General features: G+C 74.2%; 19 protein-coding genes and 1 pseudogene. 10 read left to right on the top strand and 10 right to left on the bottom strand.

Annotated features, from left to right (window positions below; genetic code table 11):
* Window positions 1–6: 6 nt before the first annotated feature.
* The 3 genes and pseudogenes from QE405_RS20870 to QE405_RS01090 all read left to right on the top strand — a co-directional run.
* Window positions 7–459, top strand: a pseudogene (locus tag QE405_RS20870) (FAD:protein FMN transferase); the annotation flags it as partial.
* A gap of 100 nt (window positions 460–559) precedes the next feature.
* Window positions 560–919, top strand: a complete 360-nt coding sequence (locus tag QE405_RS20865; protein WP_373459478.1) for an FAD:protein FMN transferase — start codon at window positions 560–562, stop codon at window positions 917–919.
* Window positions 916–2499 (top strand): ferredoxin--NADP reductase, encoded by a 1584-nt coding sequence (locus tag QE405_RS01090; RefSeq protein WP_307198384.1) that lies wholly within the window; start codon window positions 916–918, stop codon window positions 2497–2499. The genes QE405_RS20865 and QE405_RS01090 overlap by 4 nt, the downstream gene beginning before the upstream one ends.
* 48 nt (window positions 2500–2547) lie before the next feature.
* Here QE405_RS01090 and QE405_RS01085 read toward each other — a convergent pair whose 3' ends face one another.
* Window positions 2548–3564 carry an AraC-like ligand-binding domain-containing protein gene (locus QE405_RS01085; RefSeq protein WP_307198383.1) on the bottom strand — a complete coding sequence of 339 codons (1017 nt, stop codon included), beginning with the start codon at window positions 3562–3564 and terminating at the stop codon, window positions 2548–2550.
* A 232-nt stretch (window positions 3565–3796) separates the two neighbouring features.
* Between QE405_RS01085 and QE405_RS01080 the strand changes: the two genes are divergently transcribed.
* Entirely contained in the window at window positions 3797–5059 is a 1263-nt protein-coding gene (locus tag QE405_RS01080; protein WP_307198382.1) for an acyl-CoA dehydrogenase family protein, read from the top strand.
* Window positions 5060–5075: 16 nt separating this feature from the next.
* Here QE405_RS01080 and QE405_RS01075 read toward each other — a convergent pair whose 3' ends face one another.
* From QE405_RS01075 to clpS, 4 genes are read right to left on the bottom strand one after another with little or no spacing between them, the layout of a single operon-like run.
* Window positions 5076–5561 (bottom strand): NUDIX hydrolase, encoded by a 486-nt coding sequence (locus QE405_RS01075; RefSeq protein ID WP_307198381.1) that lies wholly within the window; start codon window positions 5559–5561, stop codon window positions 5076–5078.
* Window positions 5561–6148 carry a hypothetical protein gene (locus tag QE405_RS01070; RefSeq protein WP_307198380.1) on the bottom strand — a complete coding sequence of 196 codons (588 nt, stop codon included), beginning with the start codon at window positions 6146–6148 and terminating at the stop codon, window positions 5561–5563. Before QE405_RS01070 ends, QE405_RS01075 begins: the two co-directional genes overlap by 1 nt.
* A 43-nt stretch (window positions 6149–6191) precedes the next feature.
* Window positions 6192–6776, bottom strand: a complete 585-nt coding sequence (locus QE405_RS01065) for a DUF2017 domain-containing protein (RefSeq protein WP_307198379.1) — start codon at window positions 6774–6776, stop codon at window positions 6192–6194.
* Window positions 6773–7069: an ATP-dependent Clp protease adapter ClpS gene (clpS, locus tag QE405_RS01060; RefSeq protein WP_444939675.1), complete on the bottom strand. Its 297-nt coding sequence runs from the start codon at window positions 7067–7069 to the stop codon at window positions 6773–6775. Before clpS ends, QE405_RS01065 begins: the two co-directional genes overlap by 4 nt.
* A gap of 67 nt (window positions 7070–7136) precedes the next feature.
* On the opposite strand from clpS, the gene QE405_RS01055 reads away from it, so the two are divergent.
* From QE405_RS01055 to QE405_RS01045, 3 genes are read left to right on the top strand one after another with little or no spacing between them, the layout of a single operon-like run.
* Window positions 7137–8444: a nicotinate phosphoribosyltransferase gene (locus QE405_RS01055; protein WP_307198378.1), complete on the top strand. Its 1308-nt coding sequence runs from the start codon at window positions 7137–7139 to the stop codon at window positions 8442–8444.
* A 44-nt stretch (window positions 8445–8488) separates the two neighbouring features.
* Entirely contained in the window at window positions 8489–9046 is a 558-nt protein-coding gene (locus tag QE405_RS01050; RefSeq protein ID WP_307198377.1) for an isochorismatase family protein, read from the top strand.
* Complete coding sequence (locus QE405_RS01045) at window positions 9036–9833, top strand: enoyl-CoA hydratase-related protein (RefSeq protein WP_307198376.1); 798 nt, start codon at window positions 9036–9038, stop codon at window positions 9831–9833. The genes QE405_RS01050 and QE405_RS01045 overlap by 11 nt, the downstream gene beginning before the upstream one ends.
* Before the next feature lie 345 nt (window positions 9834–10178).
* On the opposite strand, the gene QE405_RS01040 is transcribed toward QE405_RS01045, so the two are convergent.
* Entirely contained in the window at window positions 10179–15170 is a 4992-nt protein-coding gene (locus QE405_RS01040) for an NAD-glutamate dehydrogenase (RefSeq protein ID WP_307198375.1), read from the bottom strand.
* 103 nt (window positions 15171–15273) lie between these two features.
* Between QE405_RS01040 and QE405_RS01035 the strand changes: the two genes are divergently transcribed.
* Window positions 15274–15750, top strand: coding sequence for a DUF2505 domain-containing protein (locus QE405_RS01035; RefSeq protein WP_307198374.1), 477 nt, complete (start codon window positions 15274–15276; stop codon window positions 15748–15750).
* A 30-nt stretch (window positions 15751–15780) separates the two neighbouring features.
* Here QE405_RS01035 and pruA read toward each other — a convergent pair whose 3' ends face one another.
* The 3 genes from pruA to QE405_RS01020 all read right to left on the bottom strand — a co-directional run bounded on the left by pruA (window position 15781) and on the right by QE405_RS01020 (window position 19416).
* Window positions 15781–17406 (bottom strand): L-glutamate gamma-semialdehyde dehydrogenase, encoded by a 1626-nt coding sequence (gene pruA / locus QE405_RS01030; protein WP_307198373.1) that lies wholly within the window; start codon window positions 17404–17406, stop codon window positions 15781–15783.
* Between the two features lie 61 nt (window positions 17407–17467).
* Window positions 17468–17932, bottom strand: a complete 465-nt coding sequence (locus tag QE405_RS01025) for a DUF6912 family protein (protein WP_307198372.1) — start codon at window positions 17930–17932, stop codon at window positions 17468–17470.
* Window positions 17929–19416, bottom strand: a complete 1488-nt coding sequence (locus QE405_RS01020) for a wax ester/triacylglycerol synthase family O-acyltransferase (protein ID WP_373459435.1) — start codon at window positions 19414–19416, stop codon at window positions 17929–17931. The genes QE405_RS01025 and QE405_RS01020 overlap by 4 nt, the downstream gene beginning before the upstream one ends.
* Before the next feature lie 151 nt (window positions 19417–19567).
* Here QE405_RS01020 and QE405_RS01015 point away from each other — a divergent pair, with 151 nt between their 5' ends.
* Both QE405_RS01015 and QE405_RS01010 read left to right on the top strand, forming a co-directional pair.
* A complete protein-coding gene (locus QE405_RS01015) occupies window positions 19568–20014 on the top strand; it encodes a hypothetical protein (RefSeq protein ID WP_307198370.1) in 447 nt (148 codons plus the stop codon).
* Window positions 20011–21402, top strand: a complete 1392-nt coding sequence (locus tag QE405_RS01010) for a hypothetical protein (protein ID WP_307198369.1) — start codon at window positions 20011–20013, stop codon at window positions 21400–21402. The genes QE405_RS01015 and QE405_RS01010 overlap by 4 nt, the downstream gene beginning before the upstream one ends.
* Here QE405_RS01010 and QE405_RS01005 read toward each other — a convergent pair.
* Window positions 21381–22772, bottom strand: coding sequence for an AAA family ATPase (locus QE405_RS01005; protein WP_307198368.1), 1392 nt, complete (start codon window positions 22770–22772; stop codon window positions 21381–21383). The two genes, QE405_RS01010 and QE405_RS01005, sit on opposite strands and share 22 nt — an antisense overlap.
* Between the last annotated feature and the right edge of the window lie 4 nt (window positions 22773–22776).

Raw genomic sequence — 22776 nt, 5'->3', positions numbered from 1 at the left:
CAGGCCATGGACGGCGACTGGGTCTTCGAGGCGATCGGCACCCGCTGGCGCCTCACGACCGAGGCGCCGCTGACGGACGCGGTGCGCCGCGCCGTCGCACTCCGCATCGACGCCTTCGACCGGGCCTGGTCCCGCTTCCGTGCGGGGTCGGTGGTCGACGCGGTCCGGGCCACCGCGGGTCGGCACCGGATGCCCGACGACGCCGGCCCGCTCCTCGCGCTCTACGACCGGCTGCACACCGCCACCGCCGGGGCCCTGTCCCCGGCGGTCGGCGACGGCCTCGAGCACCTGGGGTACGACGCGGGCTACACCCTCACGGCCCGTCCCGGGCACCGCCCGGCGGTGGACTGGGGCGCGGTGGGCTGGGACGCGCCGTACCTGGAGACCGCGAAGCCGTTCGTGCTCGACGTGGGAGCGGCCGGCAAGGGCTACCTCGTCGACCTCGTCACCGACGTGGTCCTGGGCTTCGCCGAGCACCGCACCGGCGGGGTCACCGTCGACGCCAGCGGCGACCTCGTCCACGTGCCGGGGGGCCGGCGCCGCGCCCTACCGGGTCGCCCTGGAGCACCCGGAGCGACCCGGCTTCGCCGTCGGCGTCGCCGCGCTCGACGGCGCGCCGGCACGTCGGGCGCTCTGCGCGTCGGCCACCAACCGGCGCGCCTGGGGCGACGGTCTCCACCACGTGCTCGACGCGCGCACCGGGCGGCCCGTCACCGACGTGCTCGCCACCTGGGTCGTCGCCGGCTCCGCGCTCGTCGCCGACGGTCTCGCGACCGCCCTCTTCCTGCTCGAGCCCGACGCCGCGGCTGCTCTCGCCGCCGCGGAGGGTGCGTCGTACGTCCGTCTCGACCGCGGCCCCGGTGACAGCGGCCACCGGCTCCACGTCTCCCCCGACTTCCCCGGAGAGGTCTTCGCATGACCACCACGACCACCGCCCCCAGCGCCGTGACCGGACGGGTCGACGCCGCGCTCGGCCGCCTGCCCATGTATCGCGTGGTGACGCTCCTGCTGGGCCTGCTCGCGGCGTACGCGCTCCTGCTCATCGGCACCGACCGGCTGCTCGTCGGCTTCACGACGGTCGGCGACTCGGCCCTGACGCTCGTCGTCGCGGTCGCCGCGGCCGTGCTGTCGAACGCGGCGATCGCGTGGCCGCTCGGCGTGCGACCCCACACGGAGTCGTCGGTCATCACTGGCCTGCTGCTGTGGTTCCTGCTGCTCCCGGCCGTCGACGTCGAGGGCCTCGTGTGGGTGGCGGCGACGGCGGTGGCGGCGAGCGCGTCGAAGTACGTGATCGCCGTGCGCGGCCGCCACGTCGTGAACCCGGCGGCCGCCGGGGTCGTCATCGTCTTCACCGTGCACCACCTCGCGGGCCGGGGCGTCGGCATCGCCAACGGCTGGTGGATCGCGAACGAGGCCATGGTGGTGCCGGTCGCGGTCGCCGCGCTGGTGGTGCTCTGGCGCACCCGCAAGGTCGCCCTCGGCGTCCTCTTTGCGCTGCTCGGCTCGGGCCTCGTCGTGCTCGGGCAGGTCAACATCGGCAGCACGTTCTCCGATGCGCTGACCTTCGCGTTCGTCTCCTCGCCGGCGATCTTCCTCGCGGGCTTCATGCTGAGCGAGCCGCTGACGCTGCCGCCGCGGCGGGCCCAGCAGCTCGGGGTCGCCGTGCTGGCGGCGGTCGTCTACGCGTGGCCGAGCTTCCAGTCGATCTTCATCCTGGATCCGCCGACCTACTGGTTCTACACGCTCAAGTCGGAGCTCGCGCTCGTGCTCTCGGGCGCCGTCGGCTTCTGGCTCGGGCAGCGCGGCGGCGTGCGGCTGCACCTCACGGGCCGCCGCCGCGTGGCCGGCGACGTGTGGGAGCTGACCTTCGCGCCGCGGCGCCCGGTGCGGTTCGCCCCGGGCCAGTACCTCGAGCTCGCCGCGCCGCACCGCGGTGCCGACCGCCGGGGCGTGCGGCGCGCCTTCAGCATCGTCAGCCCCGCCGGCGCCGACGAGGTCGCCGTCGCGCTGCGCGTGCCCGAGCCGTGCTCGTCCTTCAAGTCCGCGCTGCTGGCCACCGAGGTCGGCTCCCACCTCACCGCCACCGCCGTCGGCGGGGACTTCGTGCTCCCCCGCGGCGACCGCCCGCTCCTGCTCGTGGCGGGCGGCATCGGCGTGACGCCGTTCCTCTCACAGCTGCGCTCGCCCGGCGCCGCCGGCCGGGACGTCGTGCTCGTGTACGGCGTGCCCGACGCCGACGACGTCGCCTACCGCGACGAGCTCGTGGCCACGGGCGTGCCCGTCGTGCTCGTCGCCCCGGGCGCACCGTCGGACCTGCCGCCGGGCTGGCGGCACGTCGACGCTCCGTACGTCAGCGCCGACCTCGTCGCGGACGCCGTGCCCGACGTGGGTGGGCGCGCGGCGTACGTCTCGGGGCCGCCGGCCATGGTCGCCGCCCTGCGCGGCGGCCTGCGCGGCCGGGCGGCGAAGGTGCGGACCGACGCGTTTGCGGGTTACTGAGGGGGCGACAACTTCCCCGGTCGACCGGGGAAAGTGCCGCTTCGACCATCAATGTTGATGGTCTAAGCGACATGTTCCCCGGTCGACCGGGGAAAGTGCCGCCTCGGCGTACTCCGCCGCGCGGCACCCGACGTGCCGCCGGAACGCCTTGTTGAGGTGGGAGAGGTCGGCGAAGCCCCACCGGTGGGCCAGGGCCGTCAGCGACCCCGCGCCGCCTCGGCGCACCAGGTCCTCCGCGCACTGCTCGACCCGGATGCGCATGACGGTCTGCCCGAAGGAGGCGTCCGTCCCGGCGTAGAGCTGGTGCAGCTTGCGCAGCGAGATGCCGAAGTGCGCCGCCACCGCGGGCGGGGTCACGTCGGCGTCCGCGACGTGGAGACGCACGTGGTCCTCGATCCGGTGCCGCAGGGCCGTGGCCGCGGCCGGGCCGTCGAGGGCGGCCGGTCCCGCGCCGTCCGCCGACGGACCGAGGGCGAGGAGCAGCGTGGTCACCGCGGCGCCCGCGCTCTCCGCCTCGTCGGGGCCGAGCCGCTCCTCGTTCCGCCAGATCGCGTCCAGGGTGCTCGCGAGCACGCTCGACAGCCCGTGCCGCGCGGAGAAGGTGACGGCCGTGGCCGGCGCGAGCACCGCCGACGGCACCGCGGACGGCACCGCGCCGACCGGCACCCGGAACGACAGGGTCCGCCACTCGTCGAGGTAGTCCAGCCGGAACGGGCGCGTGGCGTCGACGACCGAGAACGTGCCCGGCCCCGACAGCGTGCGGCGGCCGTCCTGCTCGACGACGCAGCGCCCGCCCAGCATGACGTTGACGAAGGCGACCTCCTGCTCCACGCGTCCGACCTCGCGGCGGCCGTGGTGGATCACCTGGTCGCAGCTGGCGACCTCCGCCGCGTTCACCGCCCCCAGGGAGCGGCTGGCGACCCAGCCGGGCAGGCCCCCGCGGCACCAGCGGTCCGCGTGGCCACGCTCGGCGGGGCGCAGGGGCGTGAAGGCCTCGCACACGACCTCGCGCCAGTAGCTGTACTGGTCCGCCTCGGGCCGATCGAGGGTCGTCCAGGTGCGCACGGCGACCTCCCTTCGGTCTCCGAGTATGCGAAACGGTGGTGCGATCGCGCTACGGCCGTGCAACGTCTTCGTGACGGTCGGCGCACGCGCTCACGCGGAACACCGCCCACGGCGCGCCGCGCCCCGACGTGCACGGAGGTACCAGGTCGCGTGCACCCTCGTTCGCGCGCCACCCCGCTCTCCGCTCCCAGGATTCCTCACACCCCCGTCACCGACTGTGAGGAGCACCACCATGGCCATCGACTTCACCCTGTCCCCCGAGGAGCTCGGCCTGCGGGCCCAGGCCCACGAGTTCGCCGAGAAGGTGCTGAGCGGCGTGCCCGAGGCGATCGCCCCCCTCGCCGACCCGCTCGACCGGTTCCGTGCGCTGCAGCCCTTCTACCAGCAGATGGTCGACGCCGGCTTCGTCAAGGGCCTGGTGCCGGCCGAGAACGGCGGCGGCCGCTTCACCAACCTGCAGTTCGCCCTCGCCTGCGAGGAGCTGGCCCGGGTCGACGTCAACGTCGCGTCGGCGGTGCTCGGCACCGGGCTCGGGCTCTACCCGATCGTCGTCGGCGGCACGCCGGAGCAGAAGGAGCGGTTCTTCGCCCCGTTCCTCGACGGCAGCCCGGCGCTGGGCGCGATCGCGTTCAGCGAGGCCGCGGGCGCCGCCAACTTCGACTCCCCCGACCCGAGCGTCGGCGTGCAGACCTTCGCCGTGCGGGACGGCGACAGCCTCGTCATCAACGGTCGCAAGGCCTACACCACCAACGCCTCGGGCTGGGACGACCGCGGCGCCGACCTGATCAGCGTCGTGTGTCGCACCGACCCGTCCAAGCCGCCGGCCGAGTCGCTCGCCGTCGTGGTCGTCGAGCGCGGGACGCCGGGCGTCGAGATCACCGGCATGATCGACACGATGGGCCACCTCGCGACCAACTCGCCCATCGTCGAGTTCCGCGACGTGCGGGTGCCGCTCGACAACATGATCGGCACGCCGGGCGAGGAGGGCATGGCCCTCGTCAAGGGCGCCTTCTCCTGGACCTGCTCGAGCATCGCCGCCGCCTGCGTCGGCCGCATGCGGGCCGCGTTCGACATCGCCTACGAGTTCCTCCGCACCGAGACCCGCGGCGCGCCCGTGCCGGTCATCGAGCACCAGAACGCCGGCTACATGCTGGCCGACATCAAGACCCGCATCGAGGCGGGCCGCTACCTGGCGTGGAAGGCCGCCGACCAGTTCGACAAGACGGGCGGTCTCGACCGCGAGCTGTCGAACATGTCGAAGATCTACAACTCCGAGCTGTCGGTGCAGGTCGTGTACGACGCGATGCGGCTCGTCGGCGTCGACGCCTACGGCGACCGCAGCTCGATCGCGCCGATCATGCAGGACGTCCTGTGCTTCCCCGTCTACGACGGCGGCAACATGGGCGTCCGCCGCCGCCACCTCCACGAGATGCTCAAGACGCCCGGCTACGACCCGCTCGCGGTGAGCGAGAGCCGCAACTCGTTCCCCGCCTGACCGGGGGACGCCGGGGTCAGCGCGTGAACCGCGCCGCGGTCTCGTCGCTGGCCCCGGCGTCGATGCGCTCGCGCATCTCGTCGGTCATGGGCGGCAGCGCGTCGAGCGCGAACCAGCCGACCTCGGAGGACTCGTCGTCCGCGACGTACGCCTCCCCGGACACCCAGCGGCACGCGAAGGTGTGGTCGAGGTAGCGGTTGCGGTCGCCGTTGGGGTAGACCACGAGGCCCGTCGTCCGCACGAGCGCGAGCCGGTCGACGACGATCTCGACCCCGGTCTCCTCGAGCGCCTCGCGGCGGGCCGTGACGGCGGGTTCCTCGCCGGGGTCGCAGATGCCGGTGACCGGGGTCCACGCGCCGTTGTCGGAGCGGCGCACCAGCAGCACCTCGCGAGCGCCGGGACGGGGCGCCGGACGCACCACCACGGCGGTGACGCCCGGGAGCCACAGCTCGGCCGTGCCGATGCGGGCGCGCAGCGCCGCGATGAAGTCGGGGACCGGCATCAGCAGGTGAAGGTCGCGACGAGGCGCACCGGGTCGCCCTCGAGCTCGGGGGCCACGAGCTCGACGTCCACCTGGGCACCCCCGCCCGCGGGGTCGATCTGCACGTCGCCGGAGCCCGGGACCGAACCGAAGAACGCGTCGCCCGACGTCAGGTACGCCGCCGCGTCGAACCCCTCGCCGGCCGCGACGAGCGTGACGCCGTGGTCCTCGTGCGTCGACTGGTAGGTCACCGTCGGCCCGTAGGCACCGTCCTCGGCGACGACGCCCTCCCCCTCCCAGCTCGACGCGACGGCACCGCTCAGCGTCACGTCCGCGGTGCAGGGCTCACCGTCGACGGGCGGCAGGGCCTCTCCCGTCGAGGCGGTGTCGGGCGGTGCGGTCTCCGGGCTCCCGGTGGGGTCCGTCGTCGCGGAGCCGGACGGCTCCGTCGGCTCGGACGTCGTGGGAGCCGCGGAGGTCGTGGACGAGGACGGGGACTCCTCGGCCGTGTCGTCGGGGTCGGAGCCGCTGCAGGCGACGGTCGACGCGAGCACGAGCCCGGCCCCGAGGCCCAGGGCGGCGGCACGAGCGGATCGCTTCAAGGGCATGACCCCATCGAAGCATCCTCGGCCTGAGGGGTCGACCCGCCCCTCAGCGCGTCAGGGCACCGACCAGGGTCTCCTGGAGGTAGCCGACCCACTCGTAGATGTCGTGCGCCTGGGCCCGCGGGTCGTCGTCGGGCAGGGCCATCCACCGGGCCTCGTCGCCGTCCTCGACACCGAGCCGGGTGGCGAGGGCGAGCCGGATGTCGGTGAACGAGCGCATCCACGTGACGGCGACGTCCTCGGTGAGCTCGACGTCGATCATCAGCCCGTCCTCGGTCAGCTCGTCGGGCAGCCCGGCCTCCTCGAGGTCCTCGATGATGCGGCAGGCGGCCGCCGACTTGCCGTCGCGGAGGTGGCCCTCGGTGAAGCGCCGGAACTCGGCCGCCGCCTCCTCGTCGTCCTGGTACGCCGTGGGGAACAGCCGCGCGAGCACCGGGTCCTCCGGCGCGGTGGTCGGACCGTCGAAGTCGAGCATGGCCTCCAACGGGTCGACCGGGTCGCGGGGCGCGGCGGCCTCGTTGCGGAGCAGCTCGACCAGCTGCCCGGCCAACGAGCGCAGCAGGTCGGCCTCGAAGCCGGTGAACGCGGCGATGACGCGGCCGCTCCTCCGGTGCCGGGTGAAGCCGGTCACTCGGCACGCTCCATCGTGGCCCAGAGCCCGTACTCGTGCATCGCCTGCACGTCGCGCTCCATCGCCTCGCGGCTCCCGGTGGACACCACCGACCTGCCGTCGTTGTGCACCTGGAGCATCAGCTCCTCGGCCTTCTCGGTGGAGTAGCCGAAGTAGGACCGGAACACGAAGGTCACGTAGCTCATGAGGTTGACCGGGTCGTCCCAGACGATCGTGACCCACGGGCTCGCCAAGGTCGGCGAGTCGTCCGGGGTGAGCGTCGGCTCGACCTCGACGGGGCTGGCAGCAGACACGCGCCCATCGTGACACAGCGGCGGGGACTCTCTTGCGGGGCAACACCCCACCCCCTATATTGTCATCATGACTATTACAGAGGCGCCGGCCACCGCGCTGCTGACGGACCACTACGAGCTCACCATGCTCCAGGCCGCGCTCGCCTCCGGCACGGCCCACCGCCGCTCCGTCTTCGAGCTCTTCGGCCGCAAGCTGCCGGAGGGCCGCCGCTACGGCGTCGTCGCCGGCGTGGGCCGGGCGCTCGAGGCGATCGAGGCGTTCCGCTTCGACACCGCGACGCTCGACTTCCTCGCCGAGGAGCGGGTCGTCGACGACGCGACCCTCGCGTGGCTCGCCGACTACCGGTTCTCGGGCGACGTCCGGGGGTACGGCGAGGGCGAGGCTTACTTCCCCGGCTCCCCCCTCCTCGTGGTCGAGTCGGCCTTCGCCGAGGCGGTCCTCCTCGAGACCGTGCTCCTCTCGATCTACAACCACGACTCCGCCATCGCCAGCGCCGCGTCGCGGATGACCGCCGTGGCCGGCGGCCGCCCCTGCATCGACATGGGCTCGCGGCGCACCCACGAGGAGGCCGCGGTGGCGGCCGCGCGGGCGGCGTACGTCGCCGGCTTCGGCGCCACGAGCAACTTGGCCGCCCGGCAGCGCTACGGCGTGCCGAGCACCGGCACCTCCGCCCACGCCTTCACCCTGCTCCACGACACCGAGGCCGACGCGTTCCGCGCCCAGGTCTCCAGCCTCGGCGTCGGCACGTCGCTGCTCGTCGACACCTACGACGTGCGGGAGGCCGTGCGCCTCGCCGTCGAGGTCGCCGGTCCCAGGCTGGGCGCGGTCCGTCTCGACTCGGGCGACCTCGGCGCGCTGGCGGTCGAGGTGCGCGAGCAGCTCGACTCCCTCGGCGCGCGCGACACCCGCATCATCGTCACGAGCGACCTCGACGAGTTCGCCATCGCGTCGCTGGCCTCCGCCCCGGTGGACGGCTACGGCGTGGGCACCCGCCTCGTCACCGGCTCCGGGCACCCCACGAGCGCGTTCGTCTACAAGCTCGTCGCCCGCGAGGACGACGAGGGCCGCATGGTGCCCGTCGCCAAGAAGAGCACCAACAAGCTCTCGGTCGGCGGCAGCAAGCGCGCGGTGCGGCGCCTCCAGGACGGCGTCGCGGTCGCCGAGGTCATCGCGGTCGACGCCGAGCCGGAGCCCGGCGACGGCACGACCGACCGTCCGCTGCACCGCGACCTGGTCGTCGGCGGCGAGGTCGTCGGGCGCGAGCCGCTCGAGGCCGCGCGCGAGCGCCACGCCGCCGCCTTCGCGGAGCTCCCGATGGCCGCCCGGTCGATGACACGCGGCGAGCCGCTGCTGCCGACCGTCTACCAGTCCTGAGCAGTCCTGAGCACCCACCCCACCCGTCTGGAAGGCTGGACCCCATGACCCGAGCACTGATCGTCGTCGACGTGCAGAACGACTTCTGCGAGGGCGGCTCGCTGGCCGTCACCGGCGGCGCGGCCGTCGCCGCCGGCGTCTCCGCCCTGCTCGCCGGCGACCACGGCTACGACGCCGTCGTCGCCACCAAGGACCACCACATCGACCCGGGCGCCCACTGGTCGGAGAACCCCGACCTCGTCGACTCCTGGCCCGTGCACTGCGAGGTCGGCACCCGCGGCGAGGAGTTCCACCCCGACCTCGACACCTCCGCGGTGGAGGCGGTGTTCCTCAAGGGCCAGTACGACGCGGCGTACTCCGGCTTCGAGGGCGCGGCCGACGACGGCACCACGCTCGTGGACTGGCTGCGGGCCCGGGGCGTCGAGGAGGTCGACGTCTGCGGGATCGCGACCGACCACTGCGTGCGGGCGACCGTGCTCGACGCGGTGCGGGAGCACTTCACGGTCCGCGTGCTGACCGGGCTCACGGCCGGCGTCGCGCCGGAGAGCACCGATGCGGCGCTCGCCGCGATGCAGGACGCCGGGGTGTCCCTTGTCCGCTGAGTGGATCGTCCGTGCCCCGGGCGTCGAGGTCGACCTCGATGCCCGGGGCATCCTCACCGTCACGCTCGACCGCCCGGAGTCCTACAACGCGCTCGACGCCGCGATGGTCGAGTCGACCGCGGCGACGCTGGAGCGCGCGGTGGGTCGCGACGACGTGCGGGTCGTCGTCCTCACCGGGCGCGGGAAGGCGTTCAGCTCGGGGGCCGCGCTGGCCGGGGACTCGCCCCTCGACGGGTTCGACGACGACGCCGTGCACCGGGCCAACCGGCTCGTCCGCGCCGTCGTCCGCCTCGACAAGCCGGTGGTCGCCGCGGTCAACGGCGTCGCCGCCGGCGTCGGCGCCTCCCTCGCCCTGGCCTGCGACCTGCAGGTGACCTCGAGCGAGGCCTCGTTCGCCTTCACCTTCACCCGCATCGGGCTCATGCCCGACGGCGGGTCGACCGCGACCATCGCGGCCGCCGTCGGCCGGGCTCGCGCCCTGCGGATGGTGCTCCTCGGCGAGCGGCTCCCGGCCGCCGACGCCCACGCCGCGGGGCTCGTCAGCCACCTCGTGCCCGCCGAGGGCTTCACCGAGGCCGTCGCCGACCTGGCCGCGACGCTCGCCGCCGGGGCGCCGCTGGCCTACGCGGCCACCAAGAAGGCCGTCAACGCCGCGACCCTCCGGGAGCTCGAGCCGGCGCTGGAGCGGGAGAACCTCGGCCAGCTCACCCTGTTCCGCACGGCCGACACCGCCGAGGGCATGACGGCCTTCGTGGAGAAGCGCGCACCGCGGTTCGAGGGGCGCTGACCGCTCGATCCGGTCCGCGCCCCGCCCGGGTCCGGGGCTACCCCCGCCGCCACCACCATCACCGGAAATGTGCGGATGGGGCGGGCCGAGAGCAGCCCGGGGTGCACCAACGTCCCAGTTCGGCGCACCGGTCGGGCCGAGCCTGACCTGACCCGGACCGGCCCCATCAACTGCCGCTGCCGCTGCCGCTGCCGCGAAATGTGCGGCTGGGGCGGATCCGCCTGGCCCGGGACCCGCACCAACGTCCCAGTTCGGGGCTTCGGCCGGGCCGCCGGTCCCGAACCTGCTCCACCCCGGCCCCAGCCCATCCCGGCCAGGCCGACCCGGCCCCAGGCCGACCCGGCCTCAGGCCACGTCGGCCCCGCCGCTCGGCGTCGCGACGAGCCCGCGCACGACGCGCATCCCGACGGAGAGCCGGGCCAGGTCGGGCTCCTCGGCACACACCTCCTCGAGCGTGCTCGCCGCGCGCGCCACGACCTGCGGCTGCGTCTCCTCCCAGGCCGCCACCCGAGCCGGTGCCGGCTCGTCGTCGGACGACACGGCGAGCGCCTGGGCGGTGAGCAGCGCGTGCACCGCGTGGAGGTCGTCGCGGAGTGCGGCCCGCGCGGTCGTCTCCCACCGGTCGGAGCGCGGGAGCGCCAGGATCCGCGCCAGCAGGCTGGAGAGCCCGAGCCGCTCGCCGAGCGCGAAGTGCACCCGGGCCACCGTCTCGGCCGGGAGGCCCTCCGAGGCGGCGGTCTCGACGACCGACAGCAGCGCGTAGGACGGCGGCAGCGCCGCGATCCGCTCCGCCAGGTCGCGGGGCACCTCCACTTCCAGGAGCGCGTCGCGCCGTTGCTCGTACGCCGCGAGGTCGCGCCCGCTGAGCAGCCCGGCCAGTCCGGGCTCGCCCGTGAGCACCTGCTGGATGCGCTCCCCGAAGAAGTCGACGACGCCCTCCGCTCCCCGGTCGGAGCGGCGCAGCACGAGCCAGCGGGCCGCCCGCTCGACCAGGGTGCGCAGCTCGATGCGCATGCGGGTCTGCACGGCCGCGTCCAGCTGGTTGTCGAGCGCCTCGATCTCGCGGCGGAGCGCGACGGCGCCGAAGATCTCCTCCGCAACGAAGTGCGCCCGCGCGAGCTCGGCCGGGCCGGCGCCGGTCTCGTCGGCCAACCGGGGCCAGAACGTCATGCCCGCCGTGTTGACGAGGTGGTTGACCACCGCCGTCACGACGATCTCCCGACGCAGCGGGTGGACGTCCATCTGGGCCCGGAACCGGTGCCGCATCGGCGTCGGGAAGTAGCTGTAGAGCAGCCCCCGCAGGTAGGGGTCGTCCGGCAGGTCGGACGCGAGCAGCTCGTCGGCCAGCACGATCTTCGTCCAGCTCATGAGCACCGCGAGCTCCGGCTGGCTCAGCCCCTCCCCCGCCTCGAGGCGGCGGCGCACCTCGGCGCGGTCGGGCAGGCCCTCCACCGCGCGGTCGAACACGCCGTCGCCCTCGAGCCGTCGCATCCAGCGCTCGTGCACGTGGAGCAGGGCCGGCGCGTTGGCGTCGGCGTTGGCCAGCGCCCGGTTCTGCTGGTCGTTGTCGCGGAGCACGAGCGCGGCGACCTCGTCGGTCATCGAGGCCAGCAGCTCGTTGCGCTGCTTGCCGGTCAGGTCGCCCGCGGCCACCACCCGGTCGAGCAGGATCTTGATGTTGACCTCGCGGTCCGACGTGTCGACGCCCGCCGAGTTGTCGATGAAGTCGGTGTTGAGGCGTCCGCCCGTGCGCGCGAACTCGATGCGGCCGCCCTGGGTCAGGCCGAGGTTGCCGCCCTCCCCGACGACGCGGACCCGCAGGTCGCCGCCGTCCACGCGGATGGCGTCGTTCGCCTTGTCGCCCGCGTCCGCGTGCGACTCGTGGGCGGCCTTCACGTAGGTGCCGATGCCGCCGTTCCACAGCAGGTCCGCCGGCGCCGCGAGGATGGCCCGGAGCAGGTCGTGGGGGGGCAGGGAGGTGACGTCGTCCGGGAGGCCGAGCACGCGGCGTACCTGCGCGGTGACCGGGACCGACTTCGCCGTGCGGGGGTGCACGCCCCCGCCCTCCGAGATCAGCGCGCGGTCGTAGTCGCGCCACGAGGAGCGCGGCAGGCGGAAGAGGCGCTCCCGCTCCTCGTACGACGCGGCGGCGTCCGGGTCCGGGTCGAGGAAGATGTCGCGGTGGTCGAAGGCGGCCACCAGGCGGATGTGGGGCGAGCAGAGCATGCCGTTGCCGAACACGTCGCCCGACATGTCGCCGATGCCGACCACGGTGAAGTCCTCGTGCTGGGTGTCGAGACCCAGCTCGCGGAAGTGGCGCTGCACGGAGACCCACGCCCCGCGCGCGGTGATGCCCATGGCCTTGTGGTCGTAGCCCACCGAGCCGCCCGAGGCGAACGCGTCGCCCAACCAGAAGTCGTAGTCGGCCGACAGCGCGTTCGCGATGTCGGAGAACGTCGCGGTGCCCTTGTCGGCAGCCACCACCAGGTAGGTGTCGTCGCCGTCGTGGCGCACCACCCGCTGCGGCGGCACCACCGTCCGCCCCGCGGCCGACTCGACGAGGTTGTCGGTGACGTCGAGCAGGCCGGAGATGAAGGTGCGGTACGCCGCGACCCCCTCCGCCATCCACGCCTCGCGGTCGCTCGGGTCGGGCAGGCGCTTGGCGTAGAAGCCGCCCTTGGCGCCCACGGGCACGATCACCGTGTTCTTGACCATCTGGGCCTTCACGAGGCCCAGCACCTCGGTGCGGAAGTCGTCGCGCCGGTCCGACCAGCGCAGGCCACCGCGGGCCACCGACCCGAAGCGCAGGTGGACGCCCTCGACCCGCGGCGAGTACACGAAGATCTCGAACGCCGGCCGCGGCGCCGGCAGGTCGGGGATCGCGGAGGGCCGCAGCTTCAGCGCCAGGTGGGAGCGCACCCCGCCCGCGTCGGGTTCCTGGAAGAAGTTGGTGCGCAGCGTGGCGCGCACGTGCGTGAGGTAGGCCCGCAGGATGCGGTCGTGGTCGAGGGAGACGACCTCCTCGAGCGCCGAGGTGATCTGCCCGACGAGACCCTCCTGGGTCTCCTCGCGCGTCGCGTCGTCGGCGTCGGGGTCGAAGCGCGCGTCGAACAGCGCGACGAGCAGGCGGGTGATGTCGACGTTCGCCGCCAGGGCGTCGGCCATCGTGCCCGTGGAGAACGGCGAGGCGCCCTGCCGCATGTAGCGGCCGTAGGCGCGCAGCACGCTCACCTGTCGCCAGGTCAGGCCGCCGCCCAGCACGAGCGCGTTGAAGCGGTCCACCTCGGCGTGGCCGTCCCACACGGCCCGCAGCGCGCTGCCGAACAGCTCCACCGCCGCGGAGGGCACGGGGCCGTCGTGGCGGAGCGCGAACTCGTAGACCCACGACGGCTCGTCGAGGCCCTCGAGCTCGTAGGGCCGCTCGTCGAGCACCTCGACGCCCATCGAGGAGATCATCGGCAGCACCGTGGACAGGGAGATGGGCGGCCCGATGCGGAAGATCTTCAGCAGGGCCTCGCCGGGCGCGGCGTCGACCGGCTGGTGCAGCGCCACGTCGACACCCCCGTGGGTGGCGGCGTCGCGGCGTACCTGCTCGAGGCGACCGATGTCGGAGGCGGCCGTGCGGGCGTCGAAGTCCTCCTTGTAGGCCTCCGGGAACGCCGCGCCGTAGCGGCGGGCGAGCCGCGCCCCGTCGACCTCGCCGTGGCCCGCGATGAGGGCCGCGCGCAGGTCGTCGCGCCACGACCGGGCGGCCTCGTCGAAGCGGTGCTCGAGGTCGGCCACCAGCGCGGCGTCGCTGGGCGCCACCGCGATGCCCTCCCGCGGACGCACCACGAAGTGGACGCGCACCATCGCGGCGTCGGAGAGCCGCACCGCGTACTCGATGCCCCCCGCGTCGAGCCGCTGCCGCAGCACCGCCGTGAAGCGCTCGCGGACCGTCGTGGAGTAGCGGTCGTGCGGCAGGTAGACGAGCACGGACAGGTAGCGCCCGTAGGTGTCGCGGCGCACGAACAGACGCAGGGCCCGCCGACGCTCGCGGGCGTACATGACCGCCTGCGCGATCGGTGTCAGCTCGGCGACCGGCGTCTGGAACAGCTCGTCGCGCGGGAAGTTCTCGAGGGTGTCGAGGAGCGCCTTGCCCGCGTGGCTCGACGGTGCGAAGCCGAGGGCGTCGAGCACCGCCTGCGCCTTGTCCCGCAGCAGCGGGATGCGGGTGAGGGACTCCGTGTACGCCGCGGAGGAGAACAACCCGAGGATGCGGCGCTCGCCGGTGACGGTGCCGTCGGGGGCGAACGTCTTCACGCCGACGTAGTCGAGATAGGCCGGGCGGTGCACGGTGGCCCGGGAGTTGGCCTTCGCCAGCACGAGCAGGTGGGGCTCGCGGAGGCGCGCCCGCACCTCCTCGGTGAGCCGTCCCGACCCGCCCGCGACGCGTGGCGCGGGCGGCGGGTCGCCGGGCGCGGGCTCGCGGAGGATGCCGAGCCCCGTGCCCGGCACCACCTCGAGGGAGTCGGCGTCGAGCACGTACTCGCGGTAGCCGAGCAGGGTGAAGTGGTCGTCCGCGAGCCAGTCCAGCAGGTCGGCGCCGCGGCGCACCTCGGCGCCGTCGACACCGGGGGCCGTCTCGTCCGGGCGCTCGCGCAGGTCGGCGACCACCTGCTCGACGGCGTCCCGCATGGCCGGCCAGTCGGCGACCGCGGCGCGCACGTCGGCGAGCACGGCCAGCACCGCAGCACGGATCTCCTCGGGGTCGTCGTCACCGTCGTCGCTCGCGAGGCGGCCGATCTCGACGTGGATCCACGACTCCCGCAGCACCTCGCCCCCGTCGTCGGGGCCGGGCACCTCGTCCTCCCCCGGTGCCGGTGCGGTGCCCTCCTCGACGGCCCGCACGTCGAGCAGCTCACCGGTCGCGTCCCGCCGCACGAGCAGCTGGGGGTGGAGCACCACGTGGACGTCGCGTCCCTGGCGGTCGAGCTCCATCGTCACGCTGTCGACGAGGAACGGCATGTCGTCGGTGACGACCTCGACGACCGTGTGACCGCCCGCGGTCCAGCCGTTCTCGGCCGCGGCCGGGGTGCTGACCCGCACCACCGCCTCGCCCGCCGCGCGGGTCTGCGCCAGTCGGCGGTGGGACGCGAACGCCCCGTAGAGGTCCGAGGGCGAGCGGTCGAGGATGTCCTCGGGGGCGACGTGGCGGAAGTACGCCGTCATGAGCCCGTCGACGTCCCCCGGGTCCACGCCGAGCGCGGCGCAGCGCGACCGGGCGTGGTCGGCCGCCTCCGCCACCAGGTCGGTCTTGCTCCGGTCGAGGTTCCTGCCGTCCAGGGTCGTCGCCACCCTGCGACCCTAGGGTCGCCCGGCGAGCCCGGACAAGGGACGCGCGCGGCGCTGGGGACGGGACGGGGGACGGCGCTGGGGACCGTGCGCCATGATGACGCCCATGGCGAAGCGCATCTCCCACGACCTCACCTACGACGCCCCCATCGAGGACGTCCGCGCGATGCTCCTCGACGAGGAGTTCCGACGCACCGTCGCGACCGAGCAGCGGGCCCTCCGCTCCACCGTCGACATCCAGGGCACGAAGGTGCACCTCGAGACGGTGCAGCCCGCAGCCGGCATCCCCTCGTTCGCGAAGAAGTTCGTCGGCGACGAGATCGTCATCGACCAGCGCGAGACCTGGACCGGCGACCAGGCCGACGTGCACGTGACCATCCCCGGCAAGCCCGGCGACATGAAGGGCACGGCCACGCTGAAGAGCGTGGACGGCGGCACGGTCGAGACGGTCGACCTCGAGATCAAGGTCTCCATCCCGCTGGTGGGCGGCAAGATCGAGGGCCTCATCGGCGACATGCTCGTCAAGGCCCTCAAGGCCGAGAACCGCGCCGGCCGCGCGTGGCTGGCCCGCGCCGAGGGCTGAGCACCATCACGCGCGCCGACGCGGCGCCGCTCACCCCTGGTGGGGGTAGCGGTGGTCCGTCGGCGGCACGAACGTCTCCTTGATCGAGCGGGGGCTCGTCCAGCGCAGCAGGTTGGACGCAGCCCCCGCCTTGTCGTTGGTGCCCGACGCCCGCCCGCCGCCGAAGGGCTGCTGCCCGACGACCGCTCCGGTGGGCTTGTCGTTGACGTAGAAGTTGCCGGCCGCGAACCGCAGCGTCGCGCTGGCCCGCGCCACCTCGCGGGGGTCGCGCGCGAAGACCGCACCCGTGAGCGCGTACGGCGCGAATCCCTCGAGCTGCTCCGTCACCCGTTCGGCGTCGCCGTCCTCGAAGACGTGCAGCACGAGCACGGGCCCGAAGTACTCGGTGCGGAACATCTCGTCGGTCGGGTCGTCCGCCACGACGAGGGTCGGGCGGACGAACCACCCGGTGCTGTCGTCGTACGTGCCGCCGGCGACGACGTCGAGACCCGGAGTCGCGTGCGCCCGGTCGATCGCGGCCTTCTGCTTGGCGAACGACCGGTCGTCGATGACGGCGCCGAGGAAGTTCGAGAGGTTCGTCGGGTCGCCCACAGCGAGGCCGTCCACGTCCGCGACGAGCTGCTCGCGGAGGCGCTCCCAGACCGAGCGAGCGACGTACGCCCGCGAGGCGGCGGAGCACTTCTGGCCGGCGTACTCGAACGCGCCGCGCACGAGCGCGGTGCGCACCGCGTCGGGGTCGGCCGACGGGAGCGCGAGCACGAAGTCCTTGCCGCCGGTCTCGCCGACGAGACGGGGGTAGGACCGGTAGCCCGCGATGTTGTCGCCCACGGTGCGCCACAGGTGCTGGAACGTCGGGGTCGAGCCCGTGAAGTGGATGCCCGCGAGGTCGCGGTGCGGCAGCACGACGTCGGAGACCTCGATCCCGTCGCCCGGCAGCATCGAGATGACGCCCGGCGGCAGCCCGGCCTCCTCGAGCAGCTCCATGGTGAGCGACGCGGCGAGCTGCTGCGTCGGCGACGGCTTCCAGACCACCGTGTTGCCCATGAGGGCGGGCGCGGTCGGCAGGTTGCCCGCGATGGCCGTGAAGTTGAACGGCGTGATCGCGTAGACGAACCCCTCGAGCGGACGGTGGTCGGTGCGGTTCCAGATCCCCGGCGCGTTCGCGATCGGCTGCTCGGTGAGGATCTGCCGTCCGTAGTGCACGTTGAAGCGCCAGAAGTCGATGAGCTCGCAGGCGGCGTCGATCTCGGCCTGGAACGCCGTCTTCGACTGGCCGAGCACCGTCGCCGCGTTGAGGCGCTGGCGCCAGGGGCCGGCGAGGAGCTCCGCGGCGCGCAGGATCACCGCGGCCCGGTCGTCGAACGACAGCGCGCGCCAGCCGGGCGCGGCCTCGCGGGCCGCCGCGACCGCGGCCTCCGCGTCGGCGCGCGTGGCGGAGCGGAAGGTGCCGAGCACGTGGGCGTGGTCGTGGGGCTGCACCACGTCGACCTCGGCGCCCCCGCCGGTGCGCCACCCCCCGACGTACGCGCGCAGGTCGCGGCGCTCGGACTCCTGCCGCTCGATCTCCTCGAGCAGCGCGAGGCGCTCGGGGGACCCGGGGGCGTAGTGGAGGTTCGGCTCGTTGACGGGCGTGGGCGGCGTGGTGATCGCGTCCATGGCGTCGATCGTCGCAGGCCCCCGGTCGGGGCTCAACCGGGCCCGGCCGCCCCGCTCGGCCTCAGAGCAGCGTGCGGATCTCCTGGGTCGCGAACCACGCCAGGTCGTGGTCCACCTCGATGCCGTCGACGACGTCGGGCAGCTCCTCGTCGGACAGGTACGCCGCGACGACCGCCGGGCTCAGGTCCTCGACGTCGACGTGGGCCGACGCGATGCGCTTCCACGGGAGGTCGGCCTCCACCTCGACGAGCGTCGGGTCGGCCTCGTCGCCCACCGGCCGCACCGCGGGGACGTCGGCGGCGAGCACCAGGCGGCGCGGCACGTCGCCCTCGCCGCGCGCGGCGAGCGAGGCGACGCCGGCGGCCGCCTGCGCGGCGTACTCCCACTCCTCGTCCTCGGCCTCCGGCCACGCCTCCTGCAGCGCGGCGGTGACCGCGTGGGCGCGGAACGGCCCGTCGATACGTCCCTCGGCGACGACGTGGGCCAGCCGGCCCGACGTCACCGGCACGAACACGCGCACGGTCATCGACCGGCCCCCGTCCCTCGATCGGTGCCCGTCCCCGCCTCGCCGGCGCGACCGCGGGCGGCGGTGCGACCGCGGGGCGCGCGGCGGCGGGACTCGTTGGTGGTGTCGACGAGCTCGTCGAGCGCGTCGGTGAGGCACTGCCCGAAGAGCTCGAGGTCGGTGATGGCGTCGCGGTCGCCGGTCACGCCGTAGTGCACGTGGCCGTCGTACGACGTCACCCCGATCGCGAGGGCGTGCCGCGGCAGCAGCGGCGGCACCGGGTAGGTCTCCAGCATCCGCGCGCCCGCCGCGTAGAGCGGGAACTGCGGGCCCGGCACGTTGGTCACCGTCAGCTGGAACCGCTTGCTGCGCAGCTCGGAGAGGGCCACCCGCGACCCCAGGGCGTGGAACGTCGTGGGCGCGAACCCGGCGATGCCGGCCAGCCGGTTCGCCGCGACCGCGCGCCCGGTCTCGCTGTGGGCCTTGAAGGAGTACGACACCTGGTGGAGCCGGACGACCGGGCTCGGCTCGCCGATCGGGAGGTCCACGAGGTGGCCCTGGATCTGGGTGCCGAGCGAGGTGGCCTCGAGCTCGTCGTCGATCACCGACATGGGCACGAGCGCGCGCACCCGCCGCGAGGGGCCGAAGCGCTGGTCCCGGGCCATCAGCCACGTGCGGAGCGCTCCCGCGACCGTGGCCAGCACGACGTCGTTGACCGTGCCGCCGTGCACCTCGCGCACGCGGCGGTGGGCGGCGAGGCTCGTGCGGACGCCGACGACCCGGCGCTGCTGGCTGAGCGTGGCGGGCGTGATGGGCGACTCCGCGACCGGCGGCGGGGCGACGAGGGGACCGCCGAGGCGCGCGAGCGGGCCGGCGACCCCCGTGAGCCGGCGCCGCAGGCCGAGCGTGCCCCGCGCCACCGCGTCCCCCGCCGTGCGGGCGGTCGCGAGCACCGTGGCGCTCGAGGTCAGCGATTCCTTGAGCGCGTCGACGACCAGGGCGGGGTTGGTGGGGCGCCGCCGCGCGTGCCACTCGTCGGCCTCCATCACCTTCGGCTGCGGCTGCGCGTCGAGCAGCACCTGGCCGATGTCGACGGTCTCCACGCCGTCGACCAGCATCTGGTGGGACTTCGACAGCACCGCGACGCGACCGTCGGCGAGACCCTCGACGAAGTAGACCTCCCACAGCGGTCGCGACCGGTCGAGCGGGCGCGAGACGATCCGGGCGACGAGCTCGAGCAGCTCGGCCATGCCACCCGGACGCGGGATGGCGGAGCGACGCACGTGGTAGCCGAGGTCGAAGCGCTGGTCGTCCACCCAGACCGGGTTGGCCACGGAGCCGGGCACGGTGAGGATGCGCTGCCGGTAGCGCGGCACGAAGGCGATCCGGTCGGCGATCAGCTCGACGAGGCGCGGGTGGTCGAAGCCCGAGTCGCCCGGGTCGAAGATCTCCAGCGTCGTGTTGTGGAGCGGGGTCGTGGTGGAGTCCGTGGCCAGGATGGTCATGTCGCGGGACCTCAGACGCTCGGTCACAGACCCACCCTCCCTGCTGGCGCGTTACGACGGTACGTAACCTCGGAGGCGATTCTGACAGAGTGGGGTGACGGGCGTCTCGGGCCGTCCGGAGCCACCGTTGCGACGAAGGAAGAGACGACTGATGCGACCCGCCGTGCGCCGGTGCGCCACCACCGCGGCCACCGCCCTCCTCGTGCTGTCCGCCGCCGCCTGCGGCGGCCGCGCCGACGACAGCGACGCCAGCAACCCCAGCCCCGAGCCGGGCGCGGCGTCCTCGTCCGCGAGCACCCCCGGCGAGGCCCCGTCCAGCAGCATCGCGAGCGACGCCCTCGTCATCGAGGTCACGGTCGCCGGCGACTCGGTGAGCCCCGACGCCGAGCGGGTCGAGGCGACCGTCGGGCAGCAGATCGTGTTCCGCGTCAGCACCGACGTGCCGATCGAGATCCACGGGCACACGAACCCCGAGTTCACGATCGAGGCGCAGCCCGGCACGAGCGACCACACGACGACGATCGACCAGGTCGGCAGCTACGAGATCGAGCTGCACGACCCGGACCGCCTGCTCGTCCGCCTCGACGTCCGCTCGTGACGACCGACCCGCTCGGGGGTCCGTCCGGGGGCCGGCCCGGTGAGGCCGTGCTCGCCCACAGCGGCATCGGTGCCACCGCCGACCTCCCCATCCCGTTCGAGGCCGTGGTCATCGGCTCCGCGCTCGCGCTGACCGCCTCGTTCGTCGTGCTCGCCGTGGCCTGGCGGCGCCCCCGGTACGACGGGGAGCGGCCCGGCACGACCCGCATGGCGCCCTGGCGGGCCGACGCCGTCGCGCGGCTCGGGACGGTGGTGGACCACCCGGCCACCCGCCTCGTGCTCCGCCTGCTCGGCGTCCTGTTCTTCGGCTACATGCTGTTCGCGCTCGTCGCAGGCCGGGACGTCGTCACCAATCCCGGTCTCGGCATGTTCTACGTGTTCCTGTGGGTCGGCATCGTGCCCGCGTCGGTGTTCTTCGGCCGCTTCTACCGCGCGGTCAACCCGGCTCGCGCCATCCACGCCGGTCTCGCGCGGCTCGCCGGCAACGACCCCGCCGTCGGGGCCCGTGAGCTGCCCGCCTGGCTGGGCTACTGGCCGGCGGCGCTCGGCCTGTTCGCGTTCGTCTGGCTCGAGCTCGTGAGCGCCTCGGGCACCACCACGAGCAGCGTGCGGCTCTGGCTCGCGGCGTACCTCGCCGTCATGCTCGTCGGCGGTGCCCTCTTCGGCGACACGTTCTTCGAGCGCTGCGACCCGTTCGAGGCGTACTCCACCCTCGTCGCCCACGTCTCGATCTGGGGCCGCGACGAGGACGGCACGCTGGTCGTGCGCAGCCCCCTGGCCAACCTCGCGACCCTGCGCCCCGACCCCGGGCTGGCCGCCGTCGTCGCCGTGCTCTTCGGCTCGACGGCCTACGACTCCTTCCGCGAGTCGATCCCGTTCGCGAAGTTCATGAACAACACGACGATCGACTCCGACCTCATCCTCAACGTCTCCCTGCTGGCGCTCATCGGGATCGTCGGCGTGCTGCTCGCGGGCGCGGCCATGGCGACACCGGCCGTCGGCGAGGTGCCCCGGCGGGACCTGCCGGCGCGGATGGCGCCCTCGATCGTGCCGATCATCGTCGGCTACATCGTGGCCCACTACGTGACCTACCTGCTCGAGTTCGGCCAGCAGGTCGTCATCTACATGAGCGACCCGCTCGGCACCGGCGCCAACTGGCTGGGCACCGCCGACCTGCAGCCGTCCTACTTCCTCACCGACAACATCGGTCTCCTCGCCTTCATCCAGGTGGGGGCCGTCGTGCTGGGCCACATCATCGGCGCGGTGGCCGCGCACGACCGCTCGTTGGCGCTGCTGCCGAAGCAGCACACGGTGACGGGCCAGCTCCCGATGCTCGTCGTGATGGTGGCGTTCACCGCCGGCGGTCTCTACCTGTTGTTCGCCTCCTGACCGCGCCGCTGCCGGCTCGTCCGGCGGAGCCGGCGGCGCGCGGTGGGACCGGCCCCGGGGCCGGCGAGCCCGGGGACCAGCGCATCGGCCAGCCCGCGGACGCCGCGGGCCAGCGGGCCGTCGCCGACGTCGAGCAGGTGACGGCCGGTGACGAGGGCGCGGTCGCAGGCTGCGACGTCGTCGGGCAGCACGTGCACGGCGGCGGGACGCGCCATGTCGACGAGCATGGCCCGCACCTGCGCCTCCGACCACCCCAGGGTGGGGCGCATGCGGTTGACGACCACGTGCACCGGCGCGGTGACCTCGAGCTCCCGCAGGTCGGCGAGCCCCCTTGCCAGGCGCGTCAGGCCGACGGGATCGGCCGTCCCGACCACGGCGACCACGTCGGCCGCCTGCAGCGCGACCTGGGTCGCCGCGTCCCGGACCGGTCGACCCGCGAGGTCGGCCGCCTCGTCGCCCTCGATGCCGAACCCCGTGTCGACGACGACCTCCCCGGCCGCGGCGGCCGCCGGCAGCAGCACCTCGAGCACCTCCGGGCCGACCTCCGCCCACCGGTCGGGACGGGGCAGGCCGGTGAGGAGGTGCAGGTGACGCTCGACCTGGCGCACCAGTCCCGGCCACCCCGTCTCCAGGTCACCGGCGGCGTGGGCGCGGGCCGCGGCGAGCAGCCCCGAGACGTCGTCCAGCACACCGAGCGCCTGCGCCACCGTGCCGCCCCAGGGGTCGGCGTCGACGAGCAGCACCGGCCGCCCCCGGCGGGCGAGCGCGGCCGCCACCCCGACGGCCACCGTGGTGCGCCCCGGTGCTCCTGCCGGGCCCCAGACCGCGACGACGCGGCCGCCCCCGGCAGGCTGCTGCTCCGGCGGGCCGGGCTCGGTGGGCTCGGCGCGGTGGCCCGCACCGGGCCACGTGGGCGCGTCGTGGGAGGGAGAGCCGGGTCGAGCGCCGGGTCGAGCGCCGGGGAGGGTGCTCGAGATCGGGACGCGCGGGCCCCGGGGCGCGGTGGGCGCGTCGGAGGAGGGTGGGGCGAGGACGGTCGCCAGCAGCGCGTCCCCGGAACCGGCCGGCACGAGCGCCCGCACCCCGATCCGGTGGGCGTGGGCGCGGGCCGCGTCGGGGCTCGCGGCGGGGTCGACGACGCCGACCACCCGCACCCGGTGACGGCGCAGGTGCTCCACCGCCGCCGCGTCGAGGCCCGGGGCGTCGAGACCGACGACCGCCAGGTCGGCCTGGCCGAGGGTGGCCGCGGCCAGGAGGTCGTTGACGTCGACGCACCGCTTGAGGACCGTCACGTCGGGGCGGGAGGCCAGTGCGGTGAGCGCGCCCGGCTCCCAGGCGGCACCCGACCCGACGACGAGCACGCAGATCACGTGG

The sequence above is a fragment of the Nocardioides zeae genome, assembly GCF_030818655.1.
GTDB lineage: Bacteria > Actinomycetota > Actinomycetes > Propionibacteriales > Nocardioidaceae > Nocardioides > Nocardioides zeae_A.
This window is presented reverse-complemented; position numbering and strand designations above follow the sequence as displayed.